The sequence below is a fragment of the Mesorhizobium sp. P2_E10 genome, from assembly GCF_056404235.1.
Genome location: NZ_JBFUEK010000002.1, coordinates 431,087 through 448,586, shown reverse-complemented (window position 1 = coordinate 448,586; position 17,500 = coordinate 431,087). Strand labels below are relative to the sequence as shown.

Below are 17,500 nucleotides of genomic sequence, written 5' to 3'. Positions count from 1 at the left end.
TCAACCGTCCCTCAGCCAGACCAGCATCTCGCCGGGTTCGCGATTGTCCCAGGCAAAATACGGAACGGCGGTGATCTTGGTCTCGCTCACCGCCGGCGGTGCGGTGCGGTAGAGCCCGGTCTCCCAGTTTTCCTGGGCTTCCGTGCTGGCTATGGCCGAAAGCGTGACGATGCCGCCGAGCAGGTTCGGCTCGGGATGCGCCTCGATTTTTGTCGTTCGCGGCAAAGCGATACGGTGCAACTGGCCGGCATTGTCGGTCGCCTCGACGCAGTAGATCAGCGGACCGCGGGCAAGGGCGACGCGGCCGATATCCTGGCGTACTTCCGGATTGGCGAAGAGCCGGGCGATCGACATTTCGAGATCGAGTTCCACCCGGTCGCCCTGGCGCCACTCGCGCCGGATCGCGGCATAACCGTCACTGGTGATGCCATCCAGTTCGACCGCGGCGCCGTTGACCTTGAGCGCTGCCTTGCCGCACCAGGAGGGCACGCGCAGGTGCAAGGTGAACTCTGCCGGCGCGTCGGTTTCGACTCGGATCGAGACCGCGCCGTCCCAGGGATAGTTGCTGGTCTGAATCAGACTGACCGACCGGTTCGATATGTCGAAGCGGGCGGTGCTATCGCCGTAGAGATGAACGGCCAGCGCGTCGTCCGACAGCGAGTAAAAATAACTGCCGATGGAAGCGACCATGCGGCCGATATTGGGCGGACAGCACGGGCAGCGATGCCATTTCCAGCGATTGTGCTTACCGCGGCTCTCCAGCGGGTTCTCGTAGAAGAACAGCGAGCCATCGAGCGACAGGCCGGAGATCGAGCCGTTGTAGAGCGCCCGCTCCATCATGTCGGCATAGCGCGCGTTGGGTCCCATGCCGAGCATGCGGCTGGCCCAGAACACCAGCCCGACCGAGGCACAGGTCTCGGCATAGGCGGTTTCGTTGGGCAGGTCGTAGTCGCTGGTAAAGCCCTCATTGTGCGCCGACGGCCCGATGCCGCCGGTGATGTAGAGGTTCTTGGTGGTGAGATCGTTCCACAGCCGGTCGAGCGCCACCCTGAGCGTGTCGTCGCCATATTCGGTGGCAATGTCGGCCATGCCTGAGAACAGGTACATCGCCCTTACCGCATGGCCGACGACCTTGTCCTGCTCGCGCACCGGTTTGTGCGACTGGTTGTACTCGTAAGTCTTGAAATGATAGGCTTTCGGGTCCGCGCCGCGGGCCAGCGCCTCCTCGTCGAAGTAGTGCGGCTGCTGGCCGCGCTGGTCGATGAAATACTTGGCCAGGTCCATGTATTTCTGCTCGCCCGTCGCCCGCGCCAGCTTGACCAGCGCCAGCTCGATCTCCTCATGGCCGCAATAGCCCTTCTTCTTGCCGGGCTCGGGACTGAACGTGTCGGCGATATGATCCACATAACGGCACATAATGTCGAGCAGCTTGCGTTTACCCGTGGCCTGGTAATAGGCGACCGCGCCTTCGATCAGATGGCCGGCGCAATAGAGTTCGTGGCAATCGCGCAGATTGGTCCAGCGCTTGCCGGGCTGGATGCGCTGGTACCAGCTGGAGAGATAACCGTCGTCCTGCTGCAGTCTGCCGTACAGGTCGATGACGGCGTCGATCTTCTTCTCGAGTGCCGCATTCTTGCGCCGGTAGAGCGAATAGGCGGCGGTCTCGATGGTCTTGCCCCAGTCGGAATCCCAGAACATCTGCGTCGTCACTGTCGAGCCGGTGAAGCCGGGGCTGGCCGCCTCGTCGGGCGACGGCGAATGGAACGGAATGACGACGCCTGGCGATGGCCGGTCCGGGTCGATCTGTTCCAGCATGCGGGCTTCGACGCAGCGCTCGTAGAGGATGTCGGCGGTGCGCGACGCCACGGCGTCGACACGGTCGCCCCAGAAGCCGCGCACGTCGACCTGCGGCACCGGCAGCGGACGGAAGGCGAGTTTTGGTTTGCCGGTGGATAGTTGGGCGGTCATCGTGTCACTCCGTTGGATATTGGTCATTTCACAGCCCCTGCCATCAGGCCGCGGATGTAGAAGCGCTGCAGCAGCAGGAAGAGCACCAGGCACGGCACCATCATCACGGTGACGCCCGCCTGCACCGCGCCCCAGTCGATGGCGCCGAAGCGGCCGGACTGCAGCGCCGTCATCATGATCGGTAGCGTGAATTTGGATTGGTCGGTCATCAGCACCAGGGCAGCCAGGAACTCATTCCAGGCGCCGAGGAAGGCGAACAGCGCGATGGTGACGATGCCCGGCCAGACCAGCGGGAGCATCACCTTCAACAGCATGGTGACGTTGTTGGCGCCGTCCATGCGCGCGGCCTCCTCGATCTCGCGCGGCACCGCGTCAAAGGCGTTGCGCATCATGAAGATCGAAAACGGCAATTGCAGCGTGGTGTAGACCAGGACCAGCCCGGTCAGCGTGTTGTGCAGGCCGATCTTGGTCAGCACCAGGAAGATCGGCGTCAGGATCGACTGGAACGGGATCATGATCGTCGACAGGATGACGATGAACAGCAGGTCCTTCATGGGAAAGCGGAAGCGCGAAAAACCGTAGCCGGCGAGCACGCTGACGATCACCGACAACACCACCGTCATCGACGCGACATAGAGGCTGTTTTGCGCCGGCAGCCAGAGGCCGTCGCCAAAGGTGTTGAGCGTGCGGTAGTTCTCGATCGAAAAGCCAGTCGTTGGCCACGGCGGCAGCGGCGGCTGGCGCGCCTCCTGCGCCGGCTTGAAGGTCGACAGCACGGCCCAGACGATCGGCGCGATGAACAGCGCCGACGCTATCATGCCGGTCGAATGCTCGGCGATGTTGAGCCCGAGACGGCTCCTGCGGCTTCTTGCCTGCGCCATCAGTCGATGCCCTCGGGTTTGCGCAGCAGCCATAGCTGAACCAGGCTGAGCGCGACCAATATAGCCAGCAGGATCATCGACAATGCCGCGCCGTAGCCGAGTTTGAACGAGACGAAGGACTGGTTGAAAATCCAGTAGACGGCGGTCAGCGTCTGGTTGCGCGGGCCGCCGCGCAGGATGATGTAAAACTGGTCGAAGGCGAGGATCGAACCGGCGACCGACAGGATCAGCGCCAGCGCCAGCGTGCGGCGCATCAGCGGCAAGGTGATGGCGCGGAAGCGGGCGAACGGCCCTGCCCCGTCGATCATCGCGGCTTCCTGCAGATCGGTCGGGATCGACTGCAGCCCGGTCATCAGGATGATCATGGTGAAGCCCGCCACCTTCCAGACGACCATGGCGATGATCGACCAGAAGGCCGGCTGGAAGGTGGCCAAAAGGTTGAACTTTTTCGCGGTCAGGCCGAGGTCGAAGGCGGCCGGGCTGAACAGGCCGGAATCGACATTGAGCAGCCACGACCAGAGCAGGCTGGCCGAGGCGAAACCGACGACGGCCGGCATGAAGAAGGATGTCCGGTAGAAGCCGGTCAGCGGCCGCGGCCTTTCGATGAACAGCGCCAGCGGAAAGGCGACGGCGAAGATCACGATGGTCACGATCACGGTGTAGTAGCCGGTGAAGCTCAGCGCGTTCCAGAAGCGGTTGTCGCGCAGGATCGCCCGGTAATTGTCGAAGCCGATATAAAAATGTTCGCCCATCAGCGGCCAGTTGTGCAGCGACATCCACGCCGTCATGCACAGCGGGATGATGAAGAACACGACGACCAGCGCCACGGCCGGCGCCACATAGAGCAGGCCGATCCACTGCCGGCGGCCGGCGCCGACCAGCTTTCTGGCGCGTGGCGGGGTGGTGGTGATGGCGGTCATAGGTAGGCTCCGGGTGCGGTGGTCCCCTCCCCTCGAGGGGAGGGTCCGGCCGAAGGCCGGGGGTGGGGTCCTCTGCGCAGTGCGCCGACGAAAAAGGAACGTCGAGCACTGCCGAGACGACCCCACCCGGACCTGCGGTCCGACCTCCCCTCAAGGGGGAGGTAGGGCGATTGCATGTCCGGCCGCCCGTCCAGGGAGAACGGACGGGCGACCGGATCAGGACTTTTGACGGCAAAGGCGTTGCGCCACCCCTGCCGCCGGCCAGTCCTTATTTCTGCGCCTGGTCGATGATCGACTGCATGGTCTCCTGTGCATTCGCTATTGCGCCATCGACGTCGTCGCCGAAGAAGACCTCATTGATCATCTGCGTCCACGGACCGTTGGCCGAGTTGATCAGATCGTTGAACACCACGGAATAGGGCGTGCGACCCTTGGCCATGGCTTCGGCGGCGATCTGGTAGCGCGGATCGAGATCCTTCAGCGCGTCCTTGGCGATGTCGCCGCGCACCGGCAGGCTGCCGTATTTGGCCAGGATGGTCTGACCCTCGAGCGAATAGGCGAAGTCGAGGAACTCCTTCACCACGGCGAGCTTCTTGGTGCCCTTGGTGACGACGAAATTGTCACCGCCGGCAAAGGACGACCAGCCGCTGTCCTTGCCCGGCAGGAAGGTGACGCCATAGTCGATGTCTGGATACTGGGTGTTGAGCGCGCCGATGGCAAAAGCGCCGGACGGCGAGATGCCGATATTGCCGCCGGCAAAGGCGGCGAAGAAATTGGCGCCGGTGTCGGTCTGCGCGCCGGCCGGCACCAGATCCTTCTTGACCATAGAGCGGTAGAGGTCGATGGCGCCGCGCAATTGCGGGCTGTCGAGCGTCGCCTTCGAGCCGTCTTCGCTCAGAATGTCGCCGCCCGAGGCCCAGATCAGCGGCGTGAAGGTGAAGATGTTACAGCCGCCGCAATTGCCGGAGAAGTAGAAGCCCTTGATGTCGCCACCCAGCGCGTTGACCTTTTCGGCGTCGGCAGCGATCTCGGCCCAGTTGGTCGGGCCCTTGTCGGGATCGAGACCGGCCTGCTTGAACAGCTTCTTGTTCCAGATCAGCACCGAGGCGTCGGCCGAGAACGGCAGCCCATAGATGTGGTCCTTGTAGGTGCCGGTCTTGACATGCGCCGGCGACAGGCTGGCGAAATAGGGCAGCGATTTCGCCCAGTCGGTGATGTCTTCGAGCTGGCCGGCGGCGGCGAAGGACGGCGTGTAGATCAGGTCGAGCGACAGCGCGTCGGGCGCCGTGCCGCCGGCGGCGGCAGCGCCATATTTCGGGATGATTTCGGCATTGGGAATGATGTCCAGCTTGATCTGGTTCTCATGGCCCTTGTTGAAGGCATCGACGATGCGCGGCATGAAGTTCGAGCCGTCAGCGCGAACCCAGATGTTGGCGGTATCGGCGGCTGAAGCTGTTGCCAGCGTGCCCAGAATGCTCGCAAAGGCGAGCCCGGCGATCATGGTCTTCATGGTTCTCCTCCTCATGGTTTCTTCTCCTCCCTGTGGCCGCGCTCCCCGCGCAGCCTTTCGTTTGATGCATGTCGTTGTCCCAAAACCGCTGAACACTTTTGGGCGACATGCATTGGTCTCAACCGCCCGGCGGGCGGCCGCATGACTGACGCACCACCAGCCGGCACGGCAGTTTTCGAATGCCCGGCGCGGCGGGTTGGCCGCCGACGAGCGAAAGCAGAGTCAGGCCGGCCTCGCGGCCGAGCGCTGCCAGGTTCATGTCGACCGAGGTCAGCGGCGGGCGGGTTGCCTCGGCCACGATCTCCCAATTGTCGAAGCCGATGACGCCGACATCGCCAGGCACGCCAAGGCCACGCTCGCGCAGCGCATCGATGACGCCGCGCGCGATCTGGTCGTTGCCGCAGAAGACGGCGTCGGGTTTCTCGCCCTTGCCGTCGAACAGTTTTCCAACGGCGTCATGCCCCCAGGCTTCCGACCACGAGCCGAGCAACGGCTCGGTCACTGGGAGACCGTGCTCGGTCAGTACGTCGCGAAAAGCCTGCGCCCGCTCATGCACCACGGCAAAACTCGCGGGACCGGTGACATGGGCAATGCGCCGCCGCCCGAGTTGGCAAAAATGCTCGACCGCCAGCCGCGCGCCGCCGGCATCGTCCGAGACAAAGGCGATGGCGCCGGGATCGGGCTGGCTGAAGGCGTAAATCACGGGAACGCCGAGATTGGCGAGGTCGACCGGCAGATGGCGGTCGATGCGCTTGCCGCTGGCGATGATGCCGTCGATGCGCTTGTCCAGCATCGCCTCGACATGCAGCTGCGCCAGCCGCGGATCGTCCTCGACATTGCACATGAACACCGAGACGCCGGCATCGACCAGCGCATCCGAAATGCCCGACATGACCGGCAGCGAAAAGCGGCCATAGGTGTCGTTGGTCAACAGGCCGACGGTAAAGGAGCGCCGCCGCAGCAGGCTCTGCGCCAGGCTGTTGGGGCGAAAGCCAAGCCGCTGCGCCGTCTCGCGAATGCGCTGCCGCGTCTCGGCCGTCATCCGCCCCTGCCCGTTCAGCGCCTTCGAGGCCGTGGCCACGCTGACGCCAGCCATCGCCGCGACTTCACGCAGGGTGACGGGTTGTTTGGCGGGTGTTGGCGTGTCGGAGGGCATGGTTGGTGGCGAATCTCTCAGTTGGGAAAAGGTTTTCTCTTACTGGGCTGTGGCGTGTCGAGGTGGGGGATCGATGGGTGCCGTAGATTTGGGAAAACGTTTTCTCAGGAGGAGACTAGGATGAGAATTTGGGAATGGCAAGGGGCGAATGGACTCTTCCACTTCGTCGAACACCATCCCCTTGCAAGCCGAACAGATCGGGAACACAATGAGTTGTGTCTGATGAAAAAACAGAGTCGCGAGTTGCTCCTCCTGCTGCCAGCGCCAACGCTGGCGGGCAATTTGAGGTGCGCGTGGGAGCCTATTTCACTTTGTGCATGTTGGCAGATGCTGAGCCGCGCGGCCTTGTCGGCGCGTCGATACAGTCTGTTGCCCTGCAGCAGAGAATCGCAGGACATCCGCTCGACGACATCGTGATACACGCAACGAATGCGGATGGTTCGCAGGCAACGCTGGAAATCCAGGCCAAGCGAACGCTGACGTTCACGGCGAGCGACAGCGAATTTGCAGACGTCGTTGGACAGCTGTGGCAAGTCGCACAGAAGCCCGAGTTCGAGACCCGACGCTATGAGACGGCGGTGGCCATCGCGCGCACGACGACGCGAATTGAGCAGGCGGTCCAGGAGGTCCTGCACTGGGCACGGCAACGGCCTGACGCCGCCTCGTTTATGGCCAATATCAGACGGAAGGGCTTCGCATCCGACCCGATGCGCAGCTTCGTCAAAGTCTTCACCGACAATCTCCAAGGACATGGCGCGCCAACTAACGATGAAACGGTGTGGCGTTTGCTGCGGCGGCTTCAGGTGCTCGTGTTCGATTTTGAGGCCGTCGGGTCTGACTATGAGCACAGGGCTCGGGAACGGTGCCGGTTCGTGCTGGCATCTGACCAGGCCAGCCGCGCAGGTGACCTTTGGTCCCGCCTGATCGTCAACGCAGAAGAGTCGGCCAGGGGAAGCGGTTCCCAAACGCGAACCGACGTCATCAACGAACTGTCAGCCGAAGAAGGCTTCAGGTTTGGCGAGGCTGCCGATTTAAAGGGGACGATGGCCCTGTTGGCCGATAGCGCCCAGTTGGCGCTAGGCGAAATCGGCAATGAGGTCGGCGGCGTGCGGCTCGCCCGGGCGGCACTGATCGAAGAAGCCTGTGAGGCGCTGGGACGGACGCGCGTTCTGAACATTGTAGGTGCTCCCGGCGCCGGTAAGTCGTCTGTTTTGAAGCACTTGGCCGAGCTTCTGATCCCAGAGGGACGCATCATCGTCCTGCGCAACGGCCGCATCGTACCGGGTGGTTGGCCCCGTATGGCCCACGAAATCGGCTGTACCGTTCCTTCTGACCAATTTTTCAATGAACTTGCAGCGGGTGGTGGCACCACCCTGTTCATCGACAATATCGACCAGGTCGACGACGGGAAGGACCGGTCGACCGTCACCGACCTGCTGGCGGCCGTCGCGAAATACCCAGGCTGGCACGCGGTTGTAACCAGCAATGAAGCCGGTTCGGATTGGAAAACATGGCTTCCGCCGGGGCTGCTGCCGGATATGGCGGTACTTAAAGTCCCGGATATCTCGGACGACGAGGCCGAGCAACTGTCCGAGCAGAACGCGGCCCTCGCGGTGCTCTTGGAGAAGGACCATCCGGCCAAGAGCATTGCCAGAAACCTGTTCTACCTCTCGCGAATGGTTGCGTTGACCACAGGACAGCAAGCCGAAGTTTCTTCTGAAATTGATCTGGCCCGTCTCTGGTGGGATTACGGCGGCGGTCGCGGTGAAGATGGCGGCCGGTGGGGGCGCTTGAGAGCGTTGCGCGCGATGGGCGCTGATCTTTTGGCGCAGCCGACACTGGTCGCCTCGAAGGCTGACAGCCTCGATTCCGCAGTGGTGGCGGAACTGCTGCGCCTCGATGCCATTCGCGAAGAAATCCGCGGCGCGGAAGTCGCGTTCCGGCACGATGTCCTACGGGATTGGACCCTAGGCTTCATGCTGGACGAGGATTCAAAACGGATTGAGGCGCTGGCGAAGGATGCGCCTTTGCCTGCTGCCTTGTCCCGTGGCCTCGAAATGGCGGCCAGCGTTGCTTTGGAGAGCGATGAGACCGGAGGTCGGTGGCACAACCTTCTTCAATTGGTGTCAGCTGACACGGCGCACGGCAGTTGGCGGCGTCCAGTCCTCCTTGCCCTGCCGCGTTCAGAGCGTTTTGCGCAGTATTTGCAGTCAATGAATAAGGTACTGCTGGCGCAAGATGGCCGCGTGCTGCGTGAGGTGGTCCGGCTGATGATGATTGCCGAGACAGAGACTTACGCCGAAGTTTTTGCAAAGGTGCGGCCTGGTCAGCCAGTTCCGCCCGGAGCCGGGGAGTTCGTGTATCCGACGGGCCGTGGATGGGCAGCCCTGATCGCGTGGCTTGGGCTCAATGCCCGATCGCTTCCGCAGCCGACGATTCCGGAAGTCGCCACCGCGTTTAGAGCCTGGCTGATGGCGACCCATGTGCTTCAGCTTCCCAAAAATGCCGAGATTGTTGCGATCCTGTTCGAATGGCTGGCGCTGATCGACGAGGCCGTGCGGCCGCGCATGTTTCATGAGGGAGACGACAAACCGCCGCTTGTCACAATCCCGCACATCACCGATGTGCATGCGCTCGTTCGGATGACGGCTTGTGCCTTTGCACTGGTCAATCCGGCAGCCGCCAAACAATACCTTGCGACCGTGAATACCGGCGAGACAAGGCATGGAGAGTTCGAGGCCCTCCTGAAGGGCCGTGGCGCCCTTGCGAAGGCTGCGCCGGCCGAGTTCGTGGACTTCTTCCTCGGCGGCGTGATCGAGAAGGCAAAACGGCGGGACCTTTACAGCAGTTCTCAGGATTTGACGCCATTTGGTATTCATGAACACCTGTTTATGCCAGCCTCGCCAAGCCAAGGTCCGTTCCTCGAAATCCTCGAACAGGTGCCCGACGAAGGTTTGCGTTTGGTGCGCCGCATTGTCGAACATGCGACCGACTGGCTTCGCAGGCATTACGCCAAGGACCGCGTGCCGTTCCCCCGGATTATGATCGCGTTTCCGGAAGGTTCAAAATCGTTCGAGGGCGATGCCAGCGTTTATGGCTGGCCACGCGTCCCTGTTCCGAGCAACATGATCACGTCGGCTTTGATGGCTTTGGAGGCGTGGGGCCATAGCCGGATCGAGACGGGCGTGGCGCCGACCCAAATACTCGATGATGTTTTGGGGCCGGATGGTTCGAGCGTTGCCTTCCTGGCGGTCGCCGTCGACCTTGTTTTGTCGCACGAGGCGGTTTTCCGCGACGTGGCCTGGCCGCTGGCAGCAGCCCCCGAACTTCTCAAGCTCGATGAGCATCGCCACGTTCGGGATATCACAGGTGTCGACCGCTTCCTCGCTTCAGAGCGAGAGCCGGCGACCGCGAAAGTGAAACGTACCGATCTTGACGCGCGCCCCTCCCGCAGAACCCGGCTAGTGATGGGGTTCCCCTATTACGTGTTCATTGCCAAACCCGAATTGGCCGAGGCGCTTCTCAAGTCGCTTGAGCAGGCCAGGAACGAGATCTGGCAGCGTCCGCCGGACGGCGAGGATCCGATCCAAGGGTTGCATGCGTTGGCAAATCGCGCCTTGCGCATGATGGACCCAGCCAACTGGCAATCCGGAATCTATGAGAATGAAGACGGTTCGACGGGAGAGTTTCTCCAATATGTGCCGGAGCCGGACGAACAGCGGCTGATGGACGAAAAAGCCGCAGAAGTGGCGGCAAGCACCCGACACTTCAACATTCGCGTCACTATTGAGCACGCGTTGACCGATCCGGGACGCTCCACCCCGGAGGTCGTTGCAGAAGGGATTGCCTGGGCGAAGCAACAACCCGACGACCTCGCAACGGTTTCCGAAGACACCGACCGCGATGAGTTTGACGCCGAGTGGGACCGCCGCGCCGTTGTCATGGCCGCAGCGCTCGCAGCCCGTGATTACCAGGGAGGCGATCGTGCCGAAACCCTTGCCTGGGCGGAGGATGTTCTGGATCGAGCCGCCAAAGGTTCAGGCCGCGAGAGCTATGGAAACAACCAGATCATCTACGACAAGGTCGCAATCGCCGCTCTCGGATTGATCGCCATCTATCGCTCGGATCCAACTGTCGCTGTGCGGGACAAGCTGCTGGCCTTGGCCGCCAATCCCAGCCTCCCGGTCACGAATGCGCTTGGCAGCGCGTTTGTGGATTGGAGAGCTGACAGGATCTTGCCAGCAATCATCCGTATCATGCTGGCCAGCTCGAGCTATCCGCGTCGCCGCGATACGGAGTCGGAGAAGCGTGCTGCTGAGCAGGTGCATGCGAGGAGGATTGAAGCGGCTGTTGCCGCCGAGATTGCTTGGCTTTCCGGCCAAGGTGAGGAGCCAGGTTGGCCCACGCTCCCTCCTTGGCTCACTCGTCCCAAACGTTATCTCCAATTGCCCGGGTTTACGGCGGAGAAGCCCCGAAAACCGCGTGCGGAACCGCCGGACCTCTACGCCAGCGAGCAGAGATTGGCCGAAATCGTATCCCACTTGATTCCGTTCACCGTTGGCAGGTTTCCGGATTGGCTTGTGCCGCTAACCGAGCACCTGATGGCATGGACCCTCGGAGCCAACGCTTCGGGTGACGAGGAGCGCGAGCCTGAGGGCAGACCATTTACCTGGAACGGTATGTTCTACGACTATCTTGGATTCCTGTGCGCGGCTCTGCCGAATGAGCAGGCGATGAAAAGCTTCGTCCAGCCCATGACCGAACTCGGCGATGAGGCGTTCCATGATGGAATGGCCAGCCTCCTCAGAGGTTTCGACCGCGCCGTATTGTCCTCCAATGCGACAAAGCCAGCCTATCCAGCGGCCATGCGCATCGCGTTGGCCGAGCGGTTGAAGACCACGCGGAATTACCAACACCTGAATCGGAGGAAGGAGTTTACCACCGAGATCCATGCCGCCGATGCGTTCACGGCTATGTTCTTCCAGCGATCCGGCATCCTTCCGTCACTTCGCCCCAGCATTCCAGACAACTGGGATGGTCTCGAAGCGGTCATGCCGACGCTTACGGGTCTGGTCACGGGCGCTGCCAGTTCAGGCTATTTGGCCGTTTTGTTTCTCGACCTCATCGAGACATCGCGGCATCCCGCTCTGTTGCCGCATATGGTTGACGCCCTGGGAGCGTGGTGCTCCGCCTATGGTCCTGACACGAGTTTCTGGGGTCGCGATATTGGAGGCCGTGCTTGCGGCTGGTTGAAGGATGTACTTTCCGATGGGGCAACGGGCCGGCCTGATGCCGGTCAGGTAAAAGCTTTGGTGGATAGTCTCGACGTGTTGGTTCAGGCAGGGGTGACTTCGGCGCGCGAGGTCGAAGAACTGTTGGCCGCGAGTAGCCTCGGCTAGATCACCAAGCACGGCTACCCCTCCCAATTGCATATATTACGCCGAAATCAGCCGTTGAGAGCGTGAAGCCCGCTCCCCACAATTACCTTTGGCTGCACTGCGCTGCGCCGCAAGCGCCGATCTTGGCCAATTGCCGCCGTTTCGACGCCAACGAGCAAGTATGGCGCTCCCCGCAAGAACCAACAAGCGGCGCGCCAGATCCCCGCCCAGACACACTCCAGAAACAAAATTCAACAGTTCGGAAAAACTGGCGAAAAGATCGGGTGGCATAAGCTGCCGCGGTCGGGATTCCGGGGTGTTCCTTTTTGGCAGCGTCGGTCCTCCACCAACAATCGCAGCGGCGGCAGGGCTGAAAAGGCCTGCTCGAGCGGGAACAGCCGGGCGTTGCCCGGCCAGGACGAAAGAGTATGGAAATGGACTTCGATATCGCCGGACTGGACAGCGACGCGGCAACGCCGATCGACGGCCTCGCACTGGCAAGGATCGCTCCGTCAAAGGCCGCGCCCGGCCAGGTCCTGACGGGCGCCGACTTTGCCCGGCAGCCGGGTGAGCGGCTCGATACGGTGTTCGAGCAGCTCGCCGTCACCTTCGCCGCGTTGCCGGCGGTGATCTCCGACGGGCGTGTCTGGACGTATCAGGAGCTGAACAGCCGCGCCAACCAGTTCGCCCGCATGCTGATCAAGCATGGCGTGCGGCCGGGTCACCGGGTGGGGCTCATTCTCGACCGGTCGGCGGAGACCTATGTCGCGTTGCTGGCGGTGATGAAGGCGGGCGCTGCCTTCGTGCCGCTGGCCACCGCGTTTCCGCAGGAGCGGATGGCGCTCATCATCGAAGACGCCGGCGTCAGCATGATCGTCACCATCGCCGCCTATGCGTCGCGCGCCGGTCAACTGCCGGTTCCCCATGTGCTGATCGACAGCGCCGCCGCCGAGATCTCCGCCCAGTCGCCCGCGCCGCTGAAGCCGCAGGCGAAGATGGCCGACGACATTTGCTACATCCTGTATACCTCGGGCACCACCGGCAAGCCCAAGGGCGTGGTCATCAAGCACCAGAGTTTCGTCAACTTCATCCACGTCGCCGCCGCCTCCTACGGCTATCGGCCGGGCGACCGGGTCTATCAGGGCATGACCATTGCCTTCGACTTTTCCTCCGAGGAGATCTGGGTGCCGTTCGTCGCCGGCGCGACGGTGGTGCCCGCGCCTGGCCAGATGCCGCTGGTGGGCGAGGAACTGGCGGATTTCCTGCGCCTTCATGACATCACCTGCATGGCCTGCAGCCCGACCTTGCTGTCGTCGATGACGTCGGACGTGCCCAGCCTGCGCACGCTTCTGGTGGGCGGCGAGGCCTGCCCGCACAATCTGGTGGTGCGCTGGTCAAAGCCGGGCCGGCAGATCCTCAACACCTATGGCCCGACCGAGGCGACCGTCACCGCGACGATGGGGGCGCTGACGCCGGATAAGTCCGTGACCATAGGCGCACCGTTGCCGACCTACTCGATCGTCATTCTCGACGCTTCGCTGCCGCAGCTTGCCGAGCCCGGCGAACTGGGCGAGATCGGCATTGCCGGCATCGGACTCGCCGTCGGCTATCTCAACCGCCCCGACCTAACCGACCAGAAATTCATTGCCGATTTCCTCGGCCTGCCGAACAACCCGTCGCAGCGCATCTACCGCACCGGCGACCTTGGCCGCATCAACGACAACGGCGAGATCGAATATGCCGGGCGCATCGACACGCAGGTGAAGATCCGGGGCTATCGCATCGAACTCGGCGAGATCGAGGCGGTGCTGCTCGACCAGCCGGAGATCGCGCAAGCTGCCGTCACCACCTGGGAGATCGAGCCCGGCCGCGTCGAGCTCGTTGCCTATTACGCGCTTAAAACCGGCGTAGCGGCGATTTCCCGAGGGGATCTCGCCCAGACGATGAAGCGACGACTGCCGGATTACATGGTGCCCGCCTATCTGGAGGAACTGCCGGCCATCCCGATGACGGTCTCCAACAAGGTGGATTTGCGCCAGTTGCCGAAGCCGACGAGCGTCCGACTTTCGGCCGATCGCGCGATGGTGGCGCCCACCAATGAGGACGAGCGTTTCCTGGCGGAAGCATTGGCCACGGTGCTGAAATTCGACGCGGTGTCGGTCGAGGACCACTTCTTCGACGATCTCGGCGCAAACTCGCTGCTGATGGCGCATTTCTGCGCGCGCGTGCGCACCCGTAAGAAATGGGCGACGACGTCGATGCGCGACATCTATCTCTTTCCGACCGTCGCCCGCCTGGCGCAGCATCTGGGCGTTGCGGAAGAGATGACGACGGCGACCAACGAGCCGGTTCTCACCCGCCGGGCCTCGAACCTCGCCTACTGGACCTGCGGCGCGGCGCAGCTTTTGTTCTACTGCCTCTACAGCTACGTGGCGTTGTGGGCGATCAATGACGGCCTCAACTGGATGTATGACGCGCTCGACGAACCGCTGCAGCTCTATTTCAGGTGCGTGGCGCTTTCGGCCGCCGTGTTCTTCGGCATGTCGGGCTTCGCCGTCCTGGCCAAATGGGCGCTCATCGGCCGCTGGAAGGCGGAAGTGTTTCCCATCTGGGGCCAGCGCTACTTCCGCTTCTGGGTGGTCAAGACGCTGATCCGCACCGCGCCCGTCGTGCTGTTCCGCGGCAGCCCGCTCTACAGCCTCTATCTGCAGCTGCTCGGCACCAAGCTCGGCAAAAACGCCGTCATCGAATCGAAATCCGTGCCCGTCTGCACGGATCTCATTTCCATCGGCGCCAACACCATCCTGCGCAAGGAATCGATGATCCTCGGCTTCAGGGCCCAGTCCGGCTATATCCACACCGGGCCGCTGACCATCGGCCGCGATGCCTTCGTCGGCGTCGGTTCCACGCTCGACATCGACACCAGGATCGGCGACGGCGCCCAGCTCGGCCATTCGTCGTCGCTGCACCGCGGTCAAAGCATCCCGGACGGCGAGCGCTGGCATGGATCGCCGGCGGTGCCGACCACGGCGGACTATTGCAAGGTGCGCAACGTCAATCCTTACCAGGTCCGGCGCTTCCTCTATGAAGCCCTCCAGCTGGTCGGCCTGTTTGGCCTTGTCACGCCGCTGCCGCTCCTGTTCCACAGCTACTGGGAATATGTCGGCGACGACTATCAGGAGACGATCGGTCTTGTCGCGATCGGCACCACGGTCACGCTTTTCGGCTACATCGCGGTGGCCTTCCTGGCGGCGACGCTGGTGCCGCGCCTGACAAGCCTGCTGCTTAAGCCAGGCCGCACCTACACGCTCTATGGCTTCCGCTACTGGCTGCAGACCGTCGCCGAATTCACCAGCAATTCCCGCGTGCTCGGGCTGCTGTTCGGCGACAGCTCGGCCATCGTGCACTATATCAGCGCCATCGGCTGGAACCTCAACAGGGTGGTGCAGACCGGTTCCAACTTCGGCAGCAACCAGCAGCACGAAAACCCGCTTCTGTGCGAGATCGGCACCGAGACCATGGTGTCGGACGGGCTGTTCATGATCAACATGCACAAGTCGGCTTCCGCCTTCCGGCTCGAGCCGACGCGCATCGGCGAGCGCAACTATCTCGGCAACAACATCTACTATCCGCCGGACGGACGCACGGGCGACAACGTCCTGCTCGGCACCAAGGTGATGATCCCGATCGACGGGCCGGTGCGCGAGAATGTCGGCCTCCTCGGTTCGCCTGCCTTTGAGATCCCCCGCATGGTCAACCGCGACAAGGAGCTTATCGCCGGCGTCGACGAGGCAGACCGGCGCCAACGCATCCCGTTCAAGAACCGCCACAATCTGGTGACGATCCTGCTGTTCGTGGCGACGCAATGGGTCATGCTGTTCGCCACGCTGGCGATCTGGGACCGGGCGCTGAACTACTATACCGAATGGGCTGAGGTCGCCCTGTTCGTCGCCGTGATCTTGACCTCGGCGATCACCATTCCGTTCTACATCCTGGTCGAGCGGGCAAGCCTTGGTTTCCGCCGCCTGAAGCCGCAGATGACGACGATCTACGATGTCGCCTTCTGGCGCCACGAACGCCACTGGAAGCTGGCGGATTCGCCGATCGTGCGCCTGTTTGCCGGCACGCCGTTCCGGCCGATGATCCTGCGCCTGCTCGGCGTCAAGGTCGGCGCCCGAGTCTATGACGGCGGCAGCAATTTGACCGAGCGTTCGCTGGTCGAGATCGGCGATGACGTGACGCTTAATGAGGGCTGCGTCATCCAGGCCCATTCGCTGGAAGAAGGCGCGTTCAAGTCGGATTTCATCCGCATCGGCGATGGCTGCACGCTCGGACCTTCCGCCTTTGTCCACTATGGCGTGGTGATGGGCAAAGGCTCGATGGTCGATGCGGACTCCTTCGTGATGAAGGGCGAAGAGCTGGAACCCAACTCGATCTGGCGGGGCAACCCGGCCAAGCTGCATCGGTTCGTCGAGCCGGTGACGGGAGATGGTTCCAGGGCATCGGCTTGACGACCGCAGACATCCGTCTCGTTTCGGTGACCGGGGCCAACCGGGCCTTGGTCGCGGCCCTGCAACTGGCTCCGGATCAGATGGATTTCGTCGCCAGCAATGCGGAGTCGCTGGACGAAGCCGAAACGGACGCGGACGCACGGCCGCGCGTCGTCATGGCAGGGGATCGCATCGTCGGTTTCCTGATGTACGAGGCAGACGACGATGAGGCGCGCATCTACCGCTTCATGATCGATCGCGCCCATCAGGGCCGAGGCTACGGCAAGGCCGCGTTGCGCGAAGTGCTGGATGAGATCATGGGGCTCGGCCACATCAGCCACGTTTCGATCTGCTACGAACCTGGGAATGAAGCGGCACGCCACCTCTATCGCGCTGCCGGTTTCGTGGAAGAAGGGCTCGACGAGGACGGGGAAATGATCGCCGACCTCACTTTGCCGGTCGGATCGACCAGCCATGACACGGCCGCTCGACGTTGACGCGAGCCTGTCGGCGCAGACATCGCTGCTGGCGGCGATGGTCGCCATGGCGCCGAACGGGGTTCGCATCGGGTGCCGCACGATCCGCGAAGGCGACGAGAGCCACCTGCTGCCCGAGGAGGCACGCTCCATCCCGTCACGCCAACCGCCGATGCGGCGGGCGAGCGGCGCAGCGCGGTGGATCGCGCGCGGGCTGCTGGCCGATATGGGCTTGAACGATGTCGCTGTTTTGCGCGGCTCATCCGGTGCGCCGGTATGGCCCCAGGGGATAACGGGGTCGCTGGCTCATGACGACGAGATGGCCGTGGCGGCAGTCGCGCCCATTGGCAATATCGCCGCGCTCGGCATCGACGTCGAGCCTGCCCTGCCCTTGCCCGACGAAATCTTCCCGCTCGTTGCAACCCCCGCCGACCGGACCGACGCAACCGACCGGCGTCTTGCTGGTCGCATCCTCTTTGCCGCCAAGGAGGCCGTCTACAAGGCCGCCTACCCGCTTGATCGCGAGGTGCTGGGCTATGAGGACATCACCGTCGATCTCGACGCAGGCACCGCGATGACGAAGACAGGCCGCAGAGCGAGACTGGTCTACTGCGCTGCTCCACGTGTAGTCGTTCTGGCGTTCGTTGACGGTGGCTGGGGCGCAAGAATTGGCCGGCCGGGTCCGGATCAAATTAGCTAAACTTTTATTAAACTATATGGG

General features: G+C 62.8%; 9 protein-coding genes. 4 read left to right on the top strand and 5 right to left on the bottom strand.

Annotated elements, in window-relative coordinates; genetic code table 11:
* From AC1D0N_RS06895 to AC1D0N_RS06875, 5 genes are all read right to left on the bottom strand, one after another.
* Positions 1-1,968, bottom strand: a complete 1,968-nt coding sequence (locus AC1D0N_RS06895; protein ID WP_477242684.1) for a glycoside hydrolase family 127 protein — start codon at positions 1,966-1,968, stop codon at positions 1-3.
* Positions 1,969-1,991: 23 nt separating this feature from the next.
* Complete coding sequence (locus tag AC1D0N_RS06890) at positions 1,992-2,849, bottom strand: carbohydrate ABC transporter permease (RefSeq protein WP_477242683.1); 858 nt, start codon at positions 2,847-2,849, stop codon at positions 1,992-1,994.
* Positions 2,849-3,769, bottom strand: a complete 921-nt coding sequence (locus AC1D0N_RS06885) for a carbohydrate ABC transporter permease (RefSeq protein WP_477242682.1) — start codon at positions 3,767-3,769, stop codon at positions 2,849-2,851. Before AC1D0N_RS06885 ends, AC1D0N_RS06890 begins: the two co-directional genes overlap by 1 nt.
* A 268-nt stretch (positions 3,770-4,037) precedes the next feature.
* Positions 4,038-5,279 carry an ABC transporter substrate-binding protein gene (locus AC1D0N_RS06880; RefSeq protein ID WP_477242681.1) on the bottom strand — a complete coding sequence of 414 codons (1,242 nt, stop codon included), beginning with the start codon at positions 5,277-5,279 and terminating at the stop codon, positions 4,038-4,040.
* 118 nt (positions 5,280-5,397) lie between these two features.
* Complete coding sequence (locus AC1D0N_RS06875; protein WP_477242680.1) at positions 5,398-6,435, bottom strand: LacI family DNA-binding transcriptional regulator; 1,038 nt, start codon at positions 6,433-6,435, stop codon at positions 5,398-5,400.
* 215 nt (positions 6,436-6,650) lie between these two features.
* On the opposite strand from AC1D0N_RS06875, the gene AC1D0N_RS06870 reads away from it, so the two are divergent.
* The 4 genes from AC1D0N_RS06870 to AC1D0N_RS06855 all read left to right on the top strand — a co-directional run bounded on the left by AC1D0N_RS06870 (position 6,651) and on the right by AC1D0N_RS06855 (position 17,479).
* Positions 6,651-11,834 (top strand): NACHT domain-containing protein, encoded by a 5,184-nt coding sequence (locus AC1D0N_RS06870; RefSeq protein ID WP_477242679.1) that lies wholly within the window; start codon positions 6,651-6,653, stop codon positions 11,832-11,834.
* Positions 11,835-12,241: 407 nt separating this feature from the next.
* The gene (locus AC1D0N_RS06865; RefSeq protein WP_477242678.1) at positions 12,242-16,324 is read left to right on the top strand and encodes a Pls/PosA family non-ribosomal peptide synthetase; all 4,083 of its coding nucleotides are present in this window, start codon (positions 12,242-12,244) and stop codon (positions 16,322-16,324) included.
* Between the two features lie 47 nt (positions 16,325-16,371).
* Entirely contained in the window at positions 16,372-16,800 is a 429-nt protein-coding gene (locus AC1D0N_RS06860; protein WP_477242677.1) for a GNAT family N-acetyltransferase, read from the top strand.
* On the top strand, positions 16,778-17,479 hold the full coding sequence (locus AC1D0N_RS06855) for a 4'-phosphopantetheinyl transferase family protein (protein ID WP_477242676.1): 702 nt from the start codon (positions 16,778-16,780) through the stop codon (positions 17,477-17,479). The genes AC1D0N_RS06860 and AC1D0N_RS06855 overlap by 23 nt, the downstream gene beginning before the upstream one ends.
* The last annotated feature ends 21 nt before the right edge of the window (positions 17,480-17,500 follow it).